This window comes from Micromonospora matsumotoense (assembly GCF_050951065.1).
GTDB lineage: Bacteria > Actinomycetota > Actinomycetes > Mycobacteriales > Micromonosporaceae > Micromonospora > Micromonospora matsumotoensis.
In genome coordinates this window covers 5,299,282-5,314,969 of sequence record NZ_CP192025.1, presented here as the reverse complement: position 1 = coordinate 5,314,969, position 15,688 = coordinate 5,299,282, and the positions used below count along the sequence as shown (strand labels likewise).

The window sequence follows — 15,688 nt, the reverse complement described above, 5'->3', positions numbered from 1 at the left end:
CGCCGCCACCGGCACGGATTTACAGCGGGCGGACGTTCTCCGCCTGCGGACCCTTTTGCCCCTGGGTCACATCGAACTCGACCTTCTGGGCCTCCTGCAGTTCCCGGTATCCGCTACTGGCGATCGCCGAGTAGTGGACGAAGACGTCGGGGCCTCCGCCGTCCTGCTCGATGAAGCCGAAGCCCTTTTCCGAGTTGAACCACTTGACCGTGCCGGTTGCCATGCATCTCTCCCTGTTTACAACGGGTGATCCCGCCGCTTCGACGGATGATCGCCCTGTACTGCCCCGACAGTAACCGGCCGATCCGGTTTTTGCCGGCTGAAGTGCCGCAGGAAGTTGCGCGGAAACTCGCGGGTCGGCCCGGAATGCCGTCCTTCGGGTGGTCCGCTCCGGCACACTCGACCGGTGAACGGACTGAGTACCGCCGCGTTGACCGAGCTGGAGCGGGAGATCGACGCGCCGGGGGACGGGCTGGACCGGCTCCGGCTGGTGCCCACGCCGTTCGTGCCCGAGGTGCGGCTGCACCTCGCCGAGGACGCGATCGTCTGGTGGGCCCGGATGGAGGCGGCGGCCGGCCGTACCCTGCCACCGCCGTTCTGGGCGTCGGCCTGGGCCGGCGGCCAGGCGCTCGCCCGCCACCTGCTGGACCACCCGCACCTGGCCGCCGGTCGCCGGGTGCTCGACCTGGCCGCCGGCTCCGGACTGGTCGCCATCGCCGCCGCGCTGACCGGCGCCACCCAGGTCGTCGCCAACGACGTGGACCCGTACGCGATGGCGGCGGTGACCGTCAACGCGCGGGCCAACCGGGTACGCGTGCAGGCCCGCCACGGTGACCTGCTCGACGACGACGACACCCAGGCCGACCTGCTGGTCGCCGGGGACGTCCTCTACGACCGGGAGTTGGCCGACCGGGTGCTGCCCTACCTGCGGCGGGCCGCCGCCAACGGGACGCAGGTGCTGGTCGGCGACCCGGACCGGGGGCACCTGCCGTGGGACGTGCTGGAGGTGGTGGCCAGCTACCCGGTGCCCACCACCGAACCCTCCGTCGACTCCCCGGTCCGCCGGGTGCAGGTGCTGCGACCCCGGTGAACCCCGCCGGCCCGGCCGGGGAAAAGTCGGGGAGTGATCAGGGTCGCGGCCCGATGCGCCGGAGCACCTCCGCACCGTAGCGTCAGGCCGTGCTCGACGAACTCGCCCTGCTCGGAGACCTGCCGCCCGCCCTGCTGATGGCGGCGCTCGGGCTGGTGATGCTCGCCGACGCCGTCCCGCTGCTCGGCGTGTTCGTCCCCGGCGACGTGGCGATCCTCGCGGCGGTGGGGGTGGGTCGACCCCTCGCCGGCGTCGCGACCATGGTGGCGGTGGTCGTCGGCTGCCTCTCCGGTTGGTCGCTGAGCTTCCTCGCCGGGCGGGTCTACGGGGAGCGCCTGCGGCGCAGCCGGGTCGGTGGCTGGATCGGCGAGGGGCGCTGGTTGGCCGCCGAGCAACTGCTGCGCTCCGGCGGTGGGCGGATGGTGCTGGTCGCACCCTTCCTGCCGGTGTTCAACACGCTGCTGCCGCTGGCCGCCGGGGGCCTGCGGATGTCGTACCGCCGGTTCGTCTGCTGCGCGGCGCTCGGCGCGGCGGCGTGGGCCGGTCTCTACCTGGCGCTGGGGACGGCGTCACGGGCCCTGGCCGGGCTGCTGCCCGGCGACCCGTTGCTGGTCACCATGGCGGTGGGGCTGGTGCTGGCCGGCCTGGTGCTGCTGGCCACCCGGCGTCGACTGCGCGGGCTGACCGTCGTCGGCCAGCCCGGCTGACCGCCGCCGGACGGGCCCAGTGGTAGCCACCCGGTCGCGGACTGCGGGCCGCCACCCGGTCACCGGTCGTGGGCCGACCCCCGGTCACCGGTCGTGGGCCCGCCGCGCGGCTACCGGCTGCGGGCCCGCCCCCGGTCACCAGCCGCGCGCCCGCCACTGTGGCAGCGAGGCTCGCTCCGCGCCGAGGGTGCTGTCGGCACCGTGGCCCGGGTAGAACCAGGTGTCGTCGGGCAGCCGGCCGAACAGCTTCTGCTCGACGTCGTCGATGAGCTGGCCGAACCGCTCCGGGTCCCGGTCGGTGTTGCCCACGCCACCGGGAAACAATGAGTCCCCGGTGAACAGATGCGGCGTGCCGGCCGGGTCGCGGTAGAGCAGTGCCACCGAACCGGGCGTGTGCCCCCGGACGTGGATCACCTCCAGCGTCTGGTCACCCACCGCGACGGTGTCGCCGTCGGTCAGGGTCTGCGCCGCGATCGGCAACCCTTCGGCGTCGTCGGCGTGCACCAGGGCGGGCGCGCCGGTCTTGGCGACGACCTCCTCCAGCGCCACCCAGTGGTCCATGTGCCGGTGGGTGGTGACCACCGAGGTCAGGCCGGCGTCGCCGATCAGGTCGAGCAGCCGGGGTGCCTCATTCGCGGCGTCGATCAGGACCTGCGCACCGGTGTCGCGGCAGCGCAGCAGGTAGGCGTTGTTGTCCATCGGGCCGACCGACAGCTTGGTGACGGTGAGTCGGTCCAGTTCCCGGACGGCGGGCGGGCCGCCGTGGGTGACGTCTCCGGTGTAGCTCATGGGCGGTCTATATCCATTCGGGTGGGGTCGGGAGGGGACCGTTCGGGGTGACGGTCAACACGTCGCCGCTGCTGCGGCCGATCAACCAGGCGACCAGTTCGGCGGCGGGGCCGGCGACCTGCGGGGCGTCCTGCGGGTCGCCCACCACCAACTCCGGCCGGTTGCCGTCGGCGGGCCGCAGCACCAGCGCCGGGGCGTCCGGACGCGCGGCGAGCCCACCGGCCACCTCGTGCAGCAGGTGCTGGGCGAACGCGGCTGGCCAGTCCGCCGGCCGGTAGCCGGTGCCCAGGTCGACGTGGTGCACCTCCAACTCGCGCCACCGGCCCCAGAGCACCAGGGCGACCGGCCACGGGCCGCGTCGGGTCTGCACGGTGCCCTGCCACGCCTGCGCCGGCATCACGGCCACCGCCTCGGCGAACCGGTCGGTGCTGCGACGCAGGTCGGCCAGCAGCGCGGCGGGCGGCCGGTCGGCACCGGCGGCGATGTCGGCGTCCCGGGCGGCGTCGCTGGCGTACATCGGGATGTCCTCGCCGGTGCGGGCGGCGGTGAGCAGGTTGACGAACCCGTCGGCGTTGCGGGCCAGGTGGGTCAGCACGTGGCCACGGGTCCAGCCGGGCAGCAGGCTGGGAGCCGCGACGGCCGCCGCGTCGAGCCCGGCCGCGGTGTCCAGCAGGCGGGCGGCCGCGTCGGCCGCCGCACCGGTCAACAGCAGTGGATCGGTGGTCACGCCACGACCCTAACGGTCCCGGGAGCGTTGCGCCGCCGGGGAATTCGCTTTCGGCGCGTCGGTACGACGCCTACCGTCGGCTACGACGCGGTACCGGGACGACGGACGGGGGTGGTGATCATGCCGGTCGCAGGACGCGTGTTCGGCCACGACCAGTTCCGACCCCGGTGAGGATGACATGACGATCGATCTGACCGCCCTCGGCCTGGACGCCGAGCGGGCGGCGTACGCGCGACGGCGTCCGGACCGCCGGCCCGGCCGGGTGGCCCGGGTCGACCGGGGGGTGTGCACCGTGCTCGCCGCGGACGGACCGGTCCGGGCCAGTCTGGGCCCGGCGGTGCTGGCCGCCGCCGCCCGTGACCTGACCGCGTTGCCGTGCGCCGGTGACTGGGTGCTGCTGGCCCGCTGGCCGGACGGCCCGGTGACCGTCGACGCGGTGCTGCCCCGGCGGACCGCGCTGATCCGCCGGACCGCCGGCAAGGACGCCAGCGGCCAGGTGCTCGCCGCCAACCTCGACACCGCGGCGGTGGTCGAGCCGGTGCACCCGGAGCCGGACGCCGCCCGGATCGAACGGCTGCTCGCGCTGGCCCACGAGTCGGGGGCCACCCCGCTGGTGGTGCTCACCAAGGTCGACCTGGCCGCCGACCCGCAGGCGGTGGCCCGGCAGTTGGCCGCGGTGGCCCCCGGGGTGCCGGTGCTGCCGGTCAGCGCCGAGCAGGGCACCGGCCTGGCGCCGCTGCGTCCGCTGGTCGCGCCGGGCCGCACGCTGGCCCTGCTGGGGCCGTCCGGGGCGGGCAAGTCCAGCCTGGTCAACGCCCTGGTCGGGGCGGACGTCATGCCGACCCAGGCGATTCGACGCGTCGACGGCAAGGGCCGGCACACCACCACCTGGCGGGCGCTGGTCCCGGTGCCCGGCGGCGGGGCGGTGCTGGACACCCCCGGGGTCCGGGCGGTCGGCCTGCTGGACGGGCACGCCGGCCTGGACCGGGCGTTCACCGACATCGCCGAGCTGGCCACCGGGTGCCGGTACGCCGACTGCGGGCACACCGCCGAGCCGGCCTGCGCGGTGCGGGAGGCGCTGGAGAGCGGGGAGCTGCCGCCCCGGCGCTGGGAGAGCTGGCGTCGGCTCCAGCGGGAGGTGGCGTACGAGGGTGGTCGCCGGCAGAGCCGGCTGGCCAGCGAGCGGCGGGGCGGCTGGCGGGGCGGTCGTCGCCGGTCGGCCCGCCCGACCACGCCCCCACTGCCGGGCGGATTCTGACCGGCCCGATCCCGGGGGACACCGACCGGGTCGGGCCGGGGCCACGGCCGGTGTGGGCCGGGTCCCGCTGCCGGGGTGCCGGCGCGGCGGACGGGGTCAGCGCGGCGGCGACCAGCAGAGGGGCACCGTAGCTGCGCCGGGGTGCCGGGTCGGCCGGAGGCCGGGTGGTCCGGGGTCGGGTGGTGGGGTTGGCCCGACCGGGGTGAGCTGGTGGAATGTGTGGGTGCGGAAAGTTGTCGTACCCCGGGGCTAGAGTTGCCGAGGCGTTCCTTCCGCGCCCCGCAAAACCGCTCGGATCACCCTCGGAGCGGACAGATCCGCCTCACATTCTTCTTCCGGGAGCACCCGCACCGTGGCCGACCGTCTGATCATCCGTGGCGCGCGCGAGCACAACCTGCGTGACGTCAGTCTCGACCTGCCCCGGGACGCGCTGATCGTCTTCACCGGGCTCTCCGGCTCGGGCAAGTCGAGCCTGGCCTTCGACACCATCTTCGCCGAGGGGCAGCGCCGCTACGTCGAGTCGCTGTCGTCGTACGCGCGCCAGTTCCTCGGCCAGATGGACAAGCCCGACGTCGACTTCATCGAGGGGCTGAGCCCGGCCGTCTCCATCGACCAGAAGTCCACCTCGCGCAACCCGCGCTCCACCGTCGGCACCATCACCGAGGTCTACGACTACCTGCGGCTGCTCTTCGCCCGCATCGGCGAACCGCACTGCCCGGTCTGCGGTGAGCGGATCTCCCGGCAGAGCCCGCAGCAGATCGTCGACCGGGTCCTGGCGATGGCCGAGGGGACCAGGTTCATGGTGCTCGCCCCGGTGGTCCGGGGTCGTAAGGGCGAGTACGTCGACCTCTTCGCCGAACTCCAGGGCAAGGGCTACGCCCGGGCCCGGGTCGACGGGGTGGTGCACCCGCTGACCGAGCCGCCCAAGCTCAAGAAGCAGGAGAAGCACACCATCGAGGTGGTGATCGACCGGCTCAGCGTCAAGGCGAGCGCCAAGCAGCGGCTGACCGACTCGGTGGAGGCCGCGCTCGGCCTCTCGGACGGCCTAGTGCTGCTCGACTTCGTCGACCTGGCCGAGGACGACCCGGCCCGGGAGCGCCGCTACTCCGAGCACCTGGCCTGCCCGAACGACCACCCGTTGGCGATCGAGGACCTGGAACCCCGGGTCTTCTCGTTCAACGCGCCCTACGGGGCCTGCCCGGAGTGCACCGGTCTGGGCACCAAGAAGGAGGTCGACCCGGAGCTGGTCGTCCCCGACCCGGAGCGCACCCTGCGCGAGGGCGCGCTGCAACCCTGGGCGACCGGGCACAACCTGGAATACTTCCTGCGTCTGCTGGAGGCGCTCGGCGAGAGCCAGCACTTCGACGTCGACACCCCGTGGCGGGCGCTGCCGGCGCGGGCGCAGAAGACGATCCTGCACGGCTCCGACGACCAGGTGCACGTCCGCTACCGCAACAAGTTCGGTCGGGAGCGGTCCTACTACACCGGCTTCGAGGGCGTGGTGCAGTGGATCGAGCGCCGGCACACCGACACCGAGAGCGAGTGGTCGCGGGACAAGTACGAGGGCTACATGCGCGACGTGCCCTGCGCGGCCTGCGGCGGCACCCGGCTCAAGCCCGAGGTGCTGGCGGTCACCATCGCCGGCAAGAGCATCGCCGAGGTCTGCAGCCTGTCGGTGGGTGAGGCGGCCGAGCTGCTCGCCGGCATCGCGCTGACCGACCGGCAGAAGATGATCGCCGAGCGGGTGCTCAAGGAGATCAACGCCCGGCTGCGGTTCCTGCTCGACGTCGGCCTGGACTACCTCTCCCTGGACCGGGCGGCCGGCACCCTGTCCGGTGGCGAGGCGCAGCGCATCCGGCTGGCCACCCAGATCGGCTCCGGTCTGGTCGGCGTGCTCTACGTGCTCGACGAGCCGTCGATCGGCCTGCACCAGCGGGACAACCACCGGCTGATCGAGACCCTGCTGCGGCTGCGCGGCCTGGGCAACACGCTGATCGTGGTGGAGCACGACGAGGACACCATCCGGGTCGCCGACTGGATCGTCGACATCGGGCCCGGCGCGGGTGAGCACGGCGGCCGGATCGTGCACAGCGGCTCGGTGCCGGCGCTGCTGGACAATCCCGAGTCGGTGACCGGGGCGTACCTGTCGGGTCGGCGGGAGATCCCGACGCCGAAGCAGCGTCGGCCGCAGACGCCGGAGCGGGAGCTGGTGGTGCACGGGGCGCGCGAGCACAACCTGCGCAACCTGACCGTGCCGTTCCCGCTGGGCCAGCTCATCGCCGTCACCGGGGTCTCCGGCTCGGGCAAGTCGACGCTGGTCAACGACATCCTGTACGCGGTGCTGGCCAACCAGATCAACGGCGCCCGGCTGGTGCCCGGCCGGCACACCCGGGTCTCCGGGCTGGAGCACGTCGACAAGGTGGTCGGTGTCGACCAGTCGCCGATCGGCCGGACGCCGCGCTCCAACCCGGCCACCTACACCGGGGTCTGGGACCACGTCCGCAAGCTGTTCGCCGAGACCACCGAGGCCAAGGTCCGGGGGTACGGGCCGGGCCGGTTCTCGTTCAACGTCAAGGGTGGCCGCTGCGAGGCGTGCTCCGGTGACGGCACCATCAAGATCGAGATGAACTTCCTGCCGGACGTCTACGTCCCGTGCGAGGTCTGCAAGGGCGCCCGGTACAACCGGGAGACCCTGGAGGTGCACTACAAGGGCAAGACCGTCTCCGACGTGCTGGAGATGCCGATCGAGGAGGCGGCCGAGTTCTTCTCCGCCATCCCGGCCATCCACCGGCACCTGCGGACGCTCAACGACGTGGGCCTGGGCTACGTCCGGCTGGGCCAGCCCGCGCCGACCCTGTCCGGCGGTGAGGCGCAGCGGGTCAAGCTCGCCTCCGAGTTGCAGAAGCGTTCCACCGGCCGCACGGTCTACGTGCTCGACGAGCCCACCACCGGCCTGCACTTCGAGGACATCCGCAAGCTGCTGATGGTGCTGGAGGGCCTGGTCGACAAGGGCAACACGGTGATCACCATCGAGCACAACCTCGACGTGATCAAGACGGCCGACTGGCTGATCGACATGGGTCCCGAGGGCGGTCACCGGGGCGGCACGGTGCTCGCCACCGGCACCCCGGAGGAGGTCGCCGAGGTCGCCGAGAGCCACACCGGCCAGTTCCTGCGCGGGGTGCTCAAGCTCGCCGGCGAGGCCCGGGGGGCGAAGGCGGCGGTGACCCGGGCGTCCCGGGCCAACGGTGTGACGCCGAAGGCGCGTACCCGCAAGGTGCCGGCCGGGGCCCGCTGACCCGCCGGGTCGACGGCCGGCCCGCCCGCCCCGCCCGTCGGCGTGCCGCTGGTCATCCGGTGCCGGGGTTCCGGCCCGGCTCCGAGGCCCGTCGCGGACGTTCCCGGGCGGGCGGGGTGAACCGTCGGGCACAGTGGTGCGTGTGCCCCAGTGAGGCCGCGATGGTCGACGACCGGCGGCGGCAGTCGAGAGAAAGGCCGGAGATGAACGACGATCAGGTGCTGACCGGGCCCGGTACGCAGACCCGACGCGCCCTGCTGGCCGGGGCCGGTGCGGTAGGGGCCTCGGTTCTCCTGACCGCCTGCGGCGACGACTCCGGTGACGAACCGGCCACCCCGGCCACCGGTGGGCCGGCGGCGACCGGCGGCGGGTCAGGTGCCGCCGCGATCGCCAAGACCGGCGACATCCCGGTCGGTGGCGGTCAGGTCTACGCCGCGCAGGGAGTGGTGATCACCCAGCCGACGGAGGGGCAGTTCAAGGCGTTCGACCCGATCTGCACCCACCAGGGTTGCCCGGTGTCGAACGTCGACGGCGGGACGATCAACTGCACCTGCCACAACAGCAAGTTCGCCATCACCGACGGCGCGGTCAAGCAGGGCCCGGCGACCACGCCGCTCGCCGCCAAGGAGATCAAGGTCGAGGGCGACCAGATCTCGCTGGCCTGACCGACACCGGCCGGCACGGAGGACGACCTCCGTGCCGGCCGGTCTGGTCGGGCTCAGTGCGCGTAGACCGCCATCTCCCAGATCGAGTAGCCGTACGTGGTGGCCCGGGTCACCCCGTGCATCCGGACGTACCGCGCGGTCTGGGTGGGGAAGGCCGCCACGTCGGTGCCGCCGTCGCCGGCCGTGGTCGACCAGACCGACCGCCAGGTCGACCCGTCGTTCGACACCTCGATCCGGTACGACCGGGCGTACGCCGACTCCCAGGCCAACGTCACCCGACCCACCTGGCGGGCCGACCCGAGGTCCACGGTCAGCCACTGGTCGTCCGCCCAGCTGCTCGCCCAGCGGGTGCCGAGGTCGGAGTCGACCGCCTTGCCCGCCCCGAAGAACAGCTCGCTGCCGGACGCGGTGACCGGCCGGCCGGCGGCCAGGTTGGTCAGGTCGTCGCCCCGCCGGGACGGGAACGAGACCACCTGCTGAAAGGTGGGCCGGTTCTGCCAGGCGATGGTGGCGTGCCTGATCCCGCCCAGCGGCGACTGGATGATCGCGTCCGCGCACCACTGGTCACCGGCGGTGCAGCTCGCGTCGCCGGGATAGGTCTGGGCCGCCGGGGTGGCCGCCGCCGTGCGCAACGTGTCCAGCAGCACCTGCCGGCAGCCGGCCAGGTTCCCGGCGCCGCAGTAGCCCCGGCCCAGCCCGCCGCGCACCGGGTCACCGAGCACCGCGCGCAGGTCCTTGTCGACATAGCCCCACCAGCCGTACTGGAAGGACGAGCCCTTGTGCGCCTGGGCCTCGCTGGCCGAGGTGGGCAGGCTGGACACGTCGCCCTGCTGGTGCCCGGAGGGGGACTCGTTGAGCTGGATCGCGTTGATCAGCGACTGGTAGAGGTCCGGGCCGAGCTGGTCGCGGAACATCCCCCGGACCAGCAGCGGCCACCAGGCGTCGAAGGTGCGGATCGCCTCGGCGTGCCGGTAGACCTTCGACCCCTTGGCCGTCTCGACCCGCAGCGCGCCGTCCTGCCGCCACGCCTTGAGCCGGCTGATCTCGGCGGCCAGCGCGGTGTCCGCGACGGGCTGGCTCTCCAGCACCCGGATCAGCTCGTCGAGCACCTCGGCCCCGCGCAGGTCGGTCAGGCCGGCCTGCTCGACCAGCGCGGTCAGCGAGCCCCGGTCGAACTTCCGGCCGGCCGCCAGGGCCGCCTTGAGCGGGCGGTCCAGCAGGTCGGCCCGGTGCACCGCGCCGAAGCTGTAGTTGCCGTCCGCGCCGCCGAAGTCCTTGGCCTGCTTGTTGTTCCAGCTGATGTAGTAGTCCTGGTTCACCGAGCGGGGGTGGGCGGCCAGCGGGGCGTAGCTGGCGGTGTTCGTCGCCGGGTCGAAGCCCTGCCACTCGTAGGCCGGCTCGGCCTTCATCGGCAGGTTCGGGTTGGACCCGGCGGCCCGCACCGGGTTCAGCCCGGAGTTGAAGTACGCCGACTCGGTGGAGTTGACGTAGAACCAGTTGAACGCGTACTCGACGTTGTTGGCCGAGGCGACGAAGGCGTCCGCCGAACCCATCTGGGCCGGGTCGTTGAACATCTGGAAGCCGATCGCCGAGTCGGCCTCGTGCCGGTAGGTGGAGCGCAGCTGGGTGAAGGCGTGCGGCCGGCCGCCCACCGTGCCCCGCCAGGACACCAGGCCGAGCTTCGTCCGCCAGGCGACCAGTTTGTACGACCCGGCGGCGGTGCCGTCGGCGACGGTCGGGCTCCACTTGTTGACGTGGGCGAGCTGCTCCATCGCCACGCACTGCCCCCGGTAGAGGTAGTGGTCGGCGGCGAGGGTGGGGGTGCTGCCGTCGGTGGTGCACAGCGGCACCGCGTAGGTGTCGGTGATGTCGTGGATCGAGGAGGTGGCGCTCCACGCGTAGTCTTGGCCCCGGCCGAGCAGCACATAGAGGTTGAGGCCGGCGAACGCGGCCCCCCGGGCGCTGATCCCCGGCCCCTGCAACTCCTGGATCATCAGCAGTTGCGGGGAGAAGTAGCCGGTCTGCGGGCCGAAGACCGCGACCGGGTGGCCGGTGGCCGAGTTCGCGGCGGAGACCACCGCCGCGTTCGACATGCCCCGGTGCGCCGGGCTGATCGTCAACCCGGACAGCGCGGCGGCCAGCTCACCGGCCGCGTTCGTGGCACCGGCACCGGTGGCGGCGGCGGTGTTGGTGGTGGTGGTGCGGGCGGCGGCGGTGGTGCCGGCGGAACCGGTCGGGTCGGTGAAGATCGGCTCGACCCGGGCCGAGCCGGCGTCGGGCAGCGCCACGCTGGCCGCGTCGGGGGAGGCGTCGCCGTACGGGAAGCTCTGCCCGTCGTGCAGGGTCAGCACGGTCTCCGGGTCGTTCTGGTTGCGGAACGCCGTCCACACCTTGTCGCCCTCGGTGGCCCCGTACTTGGCGCGGGCGGCGATCCGGACCAGCGCGGACTGCATCTCGGTGCCACCCCCGCCGCCGAACAGCCCGCCCACCACGCCGGCGATGGCGATCAGGTCGGTGAGCTGGAACGGCTCCGGGCCACCCGCGTTGGTGATCGCGTCCAGGTGGCCGGTGAGCACGTACTCGCCGGGGCAGTTGCGGGCGCCCATGCAGACGCCGATGTAGGCGTTGATGCCGGCGATGTACTCCTGCACGTCGGCGTAGAGCTGCTGGCCGCGCGGCCCCTTGGTGCGTAGCGCCTCGATCTGTGCCTGAAGGTCCGCCTCGTGGTACGGCGAGTTGCGCCAGACGCTCTGCTCCAACGCCCGGTTCCCGGGGGCGCCCCCGGCGAACGAGGTGAGGGTGCCCCGGCCGACGTGGCGCAGCAGGTCCATGGTGAACAGCCGGTCCTCGGCCCCGGCGTAACCCGCGCCGTACATGGTGCCGCCCCGGGTGCTGCCGGTGACGTGCGGTACGCCGGTGGCCTTGTCCCGCAGGATGCGTACGTCGGCGCGGGGGGAGTAGTCGCGTTCGACCTGCCCCTGCGGGACACCGAAGGACGCGTCGTTGAAGAACGAGCCGATCTGCTCCTCGCGCAGGCCGGCGTAGCCGTAGACCAGGTCGGCGTACCGGCCGAGCTGGTCGGCGGAGTGCCGGGGCAGGGTGCCGAGGGCCTGGTTGCCGAGCACCTCGACCAGGGTGGCGTTGCCGTTCTGGCCGGGTGGCAGGATGTCGCCGCACTCGCCGAGGCAGTTGTCGTTGGCCGCGTACCCGCTGGTGGTGACGGCGGCGGGCGCGGCGGTGGCGGCGGGGGGTGTGGGGGTGGCGACCAGCAGGGCGGCGACCGCGACGGCGGCGGTGCCACCGGCGAGGAGACGGCGGGTGGGGCGGGGACGGGGCATGGTGATCCTCCGATGAGGATGGGGATCTTTACGTGAATAACATTCGGTTACCGGATGGTAATCTCCGTCCGTCGATATCGGAAGACGTCCATCGCGCGGCTGCCGGATCGTTGCCCGGGAGTATCGAGCCGGTCGGCGCGCGTGGATAGCTTTCGATCCGGCACCCGGGCCGTCGCCCGCCCGTCGCCCCCGCCTCCGCCCGGCGTTCGCCCGCCGGTCCTCCCGCCCCTGACCGGCGCACATCCGCCGGCCCCCGCCCCCGACCGGCGGGCACCCGCCGGTCCCCGTATCCGACCGGCGGCACCCCGTCGGTCTCGTCACTCCAGATTGGACCGTCGATGAAGGTCGTCCGTCTGCTCGCGTCCGCGACGCTGCTCGCGGCCGTGCTCACCCCGTCCGGGCCGGCCGCCGCGTCCGCGGCCCCGGGCACCGCTACCGCCGCGCCCACGTCGGGGGCGTTCTCCGTGCTCACCTACAACGTGGCCGGCCTGCCGGACATCATCTCCAGCGGCGACCCGGCGACGAACACCCGGCCGATCGGCGAGCGGCTCGGTGGGTACGACATCGTGCACGTCCAGGAGGACTTCAACTACCACGCCGACCTGTACGCCACCGACCAGCACCCGTACCGGACCCCGACCAGCGGGGGCGTGCCGTTCGGCAGCGGCCTCAACACGCTGTCGAACTTCCCCTACAGCGACTTCGCCCGGGTGAAGTGGAACTCCTGCAACGGCACCGACTGCCTCACCCCGAAGGGCTTCACCGCCAGCCGCATCCGGTTGGCTGAGGGCGTCTTCGTCGACTTCTACAACGCCCACCCGAACGCCGGCAGCACCGACGCCGACCTGGCCGCCCGGCGGGCGAACCTCAGCCAGCTCTCCGCGTACGTCACGGCCAACTCGGCCGGCAACGCGGTGGTGCTGATGGGGGACCTGAACGTCCGCTACACCCGTACCGGCGACAACATCCGCGACCTGGTGGCGGCCAACGGCCTCACCGACGTCTGGGTGCAGCAGGAGCGGGGCGGCCAGCCGCCGGCCGCCGGTGACCCGGCGCTGCTCTGCGACCCGGCCAACGTGACGGACGGCTGCGAGGTGGTCGACAAGATCCTCTACCGGGGCAACAAGCTGGTCCGGCTCGCCCTGAACCGCTACCACAACGAGCACGCCCGGTTCCTCACCCCGACCGGCGGGCCGCTGTCGGACCACTACCCGCACGCCGCCTGGTTCGACTGGACCCTCGCCCCCGACCTGCGGGCCAGCGACACCTGGGGTGGCCCGCACGGTGACCCGTTCACCGACGCCGACCGGGTCGGCCCGGCGGTGACCCGGGTCACCCTGCGCGGTGGCTCCCGGCTCGACGCCGTCGGGGTGGACCTCGCCGACGGCGGCCAGCTGCGCCACGGCGGCACCGGCGGAACCGAGGCCAGCCTCACCCTCGCGCCCGGCGAGCGGATCACCCAGGTCACCCTGACCCAGGGCCAGAAGGACGGCCGGACCCGGATCTTCTCGGCCCGGCTCAGCACCGACCAGGGCCGCACCCTCAGCACCGGTACGCCCACCTCGGCGGCGGTCACCTTCACCGCGCCCCCGGGTGGTCGACTGGCCGGCTTCTTCGGCCGCAGCGGCACCGAGGTCGACCAGCTCGGCGTGATCTGGAGTGTCGGGGGCAACGGATAGTCTCGGTGCCGTGGCTGATCCCTCGACCTACCGTCCCGCGACCGGCACGATCCCCGAGTCCCCCGGGGTCTACCGGTTCCGCGACGGCACCGGCCGGGTGATCTACGTCGGCAAGGCGAAGAACCTGCGCAGCAGGCTCAACTCCTACTTCGCCGACCCGTGGGGGCTGCACGAGCGCACCCGGCAGATGGTCACCACCGCCGAGTCGGTGGACTGGGTCACGGTGGGCACCGAGGTCGAGGCGCTCCAGCTCGAATACACCTGGATCAAGCAGTACGACCCCCGGTTCAACGTCCGGTACCGCGACGACAAGTCGTACCCGTACCTGGCGGTCACCCTGGACGAGGAATACCCGCGGTTGCAGGTCATGCGGGGCGCGAAGCGTAAGGGCGTGCGGTACTTCGGACCGTACTCGCACGCCTGGGCGATCCGCGAGACGCTCGACCTGCTGCTGCGGGTCTTCCCGGCCCGCACCTGCTCCGCCGGGGTGTTCAAGCGGGCCGGGCAGGTGGGCCGGCCGTGCCTGCTCGGCTACATCGGCAAGTGCTCCGCGCCCTGCGTGGGCACCGTCTCCGCCGACGGGCACCGGGCGATCGTCGACAACTTCTGCGAGTTCATGGCCGGCCGCACCGACAGCATGGTGCGCCGCCTCGAACGCGAGATGATCGAGGCCAGCGAGCAGTTGGAGTTCGAGCGGGCGGCCCGGCTGCGCGACGACGTGGCCGCCCTGCGCCGGGCCATGGAGAAGCAGACAGTGGTGCTCGGCGACGGCACCGACGCCGACGTGGTCGCCTTCGCCGACGACCCCCTCGAAGCCGCCGTGCAGGTCTTCCACGTCCGCGACGGCCGGGTCCGCGGCCAACGCGGCTGGGTGGTGGAGAAGACCGAGGAGCTGACCACCGGCGACCTGGTGCACCACTTCTGCACCCAGGTCTACGGCGGTGAGCAGGGCGAGGCGGACGTCCCCCGGGAACTGCTCGTCCCCGAGCTGCCCGGCGACGCCGACGCGCTCGCCGACTGGCTCAGCGCCCGCCGGGGCAGCCGGGTGTCATTGCGGGTGCCCCAGCGCGGCGACAAGCGGACCCTGCTGGAGACGGTGGGCCGCAACGCCAAGGACGCCCTCGCCCGACACAAGCTCAAGCGGGCCGGCGACCTCACCACCCGCGGCAAGGCGCTCGACGAGATCAGCGAGGCGCTCGGCATGCGCACCTCACCGCTGCGCATCGAGTGCTTCGACGTCTCCCAGATCCAGGGCACCGACGTGGTGGCCAGCATGGTCGTCTTCGAGGACGGGCTGCCCCGCAAGAGCGAATACCGCCGGTTCATCGTCCGGGGGGCCACCGACGACCTGTCGGCGATGTCCGAGGTGCTGCGCCGCCGCTTCGCCCGCTACCTCGACGCCCGCGCCGAGACCGGTGAGCTGGGCGAGGAGACCGCGTCCGACCCCGACCGCCCCGGCATCGACCCGACCACCGGCCGGCCGCGCAAGTTCGCGTACCCGCCGCAGCTGGTGGTGGTCGACGGCGGTGCCCCGCAGGTGGCGGCGGCGGCCCAGACGTTGGCCGAGTTGGGCATCGACGACGTGGCGCTGTGCGGGCTGGCCAAGCGGCTGGAGGAGGTCTGGCTCCCCGACGACGAATACCCGGTCATCCTGCCGCGCACCTCGGAGGGGCTCTACCTGCTGCAACGAGCCCGGGACGAGGCGCACCGGTTCGCCATCACCTTCCACCGGCAGCGGCGCTCCAAGCGGATGACCGAATCGGCCCTGGACACCGTCCCCGGGCTGGGCGAGGTCCGCCGCAAGGCGCTGCTGCACCACTTCGGCTCGCTCAAACGGCTCTCCGCCGCCACCGTGGAGGAGATCACCGAGGTGCCCGGGGTGGGTCGCCGCACCGCCGAGGCGATCCTCGCCGCCCTCGACGGCGACACCGCCCCTCCTAGCCCCGCCCCCACCTCCACCACGGCCGACTGACCTCCCCGCCTGCCCGCTCCTGCTGCCTGCTCCTGCTGACCTCCCGCCTGTTCGGTGGGACCGCGTCCTCGGCCCGAGCCGCCCCGTTTGGGGCTCAGGCAGCATGATCGACTTAACTGGGGCGATATTGCGGTGTCCGACGGCGGCGATACCGCAACATCGGCC

At 72.9% G+C, this 15,688-nt stretch carries 11 protein-coding genes; 7 read left to right on the top strand and 4 right to left on the bottom strand.

Going from position 1 to position 15,688, the window contains the following annotated elements; all coding sequences use genetic code 11:
- Window positions 1-19: 19 nt before the first annotated feature.
- Window positions 20-223 (bottom strand): cold-shock protein, encoded by a 204-nt coding sequence (locus tag ACQP1S_RS22400; RefSeq protein ID WP_091237353.1) that lies wholly within the window; start codon window positions 221-223, stop codon window positions 20-22.
- A 183-nt stretch (window positions 224-406) separates the two neighbouring features.
- On the opposite strand from ACQP1S_RS22400, the gene ACQP1S_RS22395 reads away from it, so the two are divergent.
- Window positions 407-1,090 carry a class I SAM-dependent methyltransferase gene (locus ACQP1S_RS22395; protein WP_091237352.1) on the top strand — a complete coding sequence of 228 codons (684 nt, stop codon included), beginning with the start codon at window positions 407-409 and terminating at the stop codon, window positions 1,088-1,090.
- A gap of 89 nt (window positions 1,091-1,179) precedes the next feature.
- The gene (locus ACQP1S_RS22390) at window positions 1,180-1,797 is read left to right on the top strand and encodes a DedA family protein (RefSeq protein ID WP_432898787.1); all 618 of its coding nucleotides are present in this window, start codon (window positions 1,180-1,182) and stop codon (window positions 1,795-1,797) included.
- Window positions 1,798-1,932: 135 nt separating this feature from the next.
- Here ACQP1S_RS22390 and ACQP1S_RS22385 read toward each other — a convergent pair whose 3' ends face one another.
- Together ACQP1S_RS22385 and ACQP1S_RS22380 are read right to left on the bottom strand one after the other, a co-directional pair.
- Window positions 1,933-2,586 carry an MBL fold metallo-hydrolase gene (locus ACQP1S_RS22385; protein WP_091237350.1) on the bottom strand — a complete coding sequence of 218 codons (654 nt, stop codon included), beginning with the start codon at window positions 2,584-2,586 and terminating at the stop codon, window positions 1,933-1,935.
- Window positions 2,587-2,593: 7 nt separating this feature from the next.
- Window positions 2,594-3,313 (bottom strand): maleylpyruvate isomerase family mycothiol-dependent enzyme, encoded by a 720-nt coding sequence (locus tag ACQP1S_RS22380; protein ID WP_432898783.1) that lies wholly within the window; start codon window positions 3,311-3,313, stop codon window positions 2,594-2,596.
- Between the two features lie 178 nt (window positions 3,314-3,491).
- Here ACQP1S_RS22380 and rsgA point away from each other — a divergent pair, with 178 nt between their 5' ends.
- From rsgA to ACQP1S_RS22365, 3 genes are all read left to right on the top strand, one after another.
- On the top strand, window positions 3,492-4,571 hold the full coding sequence (gene rsgA, locus ACQP1S_RS22375; protein ID WP_432898780.1) for a ribosome small subunit-dependent GTPase A: 1,080 nt from the start codon (window positions 3,492-3,494) through the stop codon (window positions 4,569-4,571).
- Between the two features lie 352 nt (window positions 4,572-4,923).
- Window positions 4,924-7,869, top strand: coding sequence for an excinuclease ABC subunit UvrA (uvrA, locus tag ACQP1S_RS22370; RefSeq protein WP_432898778.1), 2,946 nt, complete (start codon window positions 4,924-4,926; stop codon window positions 7,867-7,869).
- Window positions 7,870-8,072: 203 nt separating this feature from the next.
- Window positions 8,073-8,534: a Rieske (2Fe-2S) protein gene (locus tag ACQP1S_RS22365; protein WP_432898775.1), complete on the top strand. Its 462-nt coding sequence runs from the start codon at window positions 8,073-8,075 to the stop codon at window positions 8,532-8,534.
- 53 nt (window positions 8,535-8,587) lie between these two features.
- Here the strand turns inward: ACQP1S_RS22365 and ACQP1S_RS22360 are convergent, their stop codons facing one another.
- A complete protein-coding gene (locus ACQP1S_RS22360) occupies window positions 8,588-11,872 on the bottom strand; it encodes a penicillin acylase family protein (RefSeq protein ID WP_432898772.1) in 3,285 nt (1,094 codons plus the stop codon).
- Window positions 11,873-12,210: 338 nt separating this feature from the next.
- On the opposite strand from ACQP1S_RS22360, the gene ACQP1S_RS22355 reads away from it, so the two are divergent.
- Window positions 12,211-13,551, top strand: a complete 1,341-nt coding sequence (locus ACQP1S_RS22355) for a jacalin-like lectin (protein ID WP_432898769.1) — start codon at window positions 12,211-12,213, stop codon at window positions 13,549-13,551.
- Between the two features lie 10 nt (window positions 13,552-13,561).
- Window positions 13,562-15,523: an excinuclease ABC subunit UvrC gene (gene uvrC / locus ACQP1S_RS22350; RefSeq protein ID WP_432898767.1), complete on the top strand. Its 1,962-nt coding sequence runs from the start codon at window positions 13,562-13,564 to the stop codon at window positions 15,521-15,523.
- The last annotated feature ends 165 nt before the right edge of the window (window positions 15,524-15,688 follow it).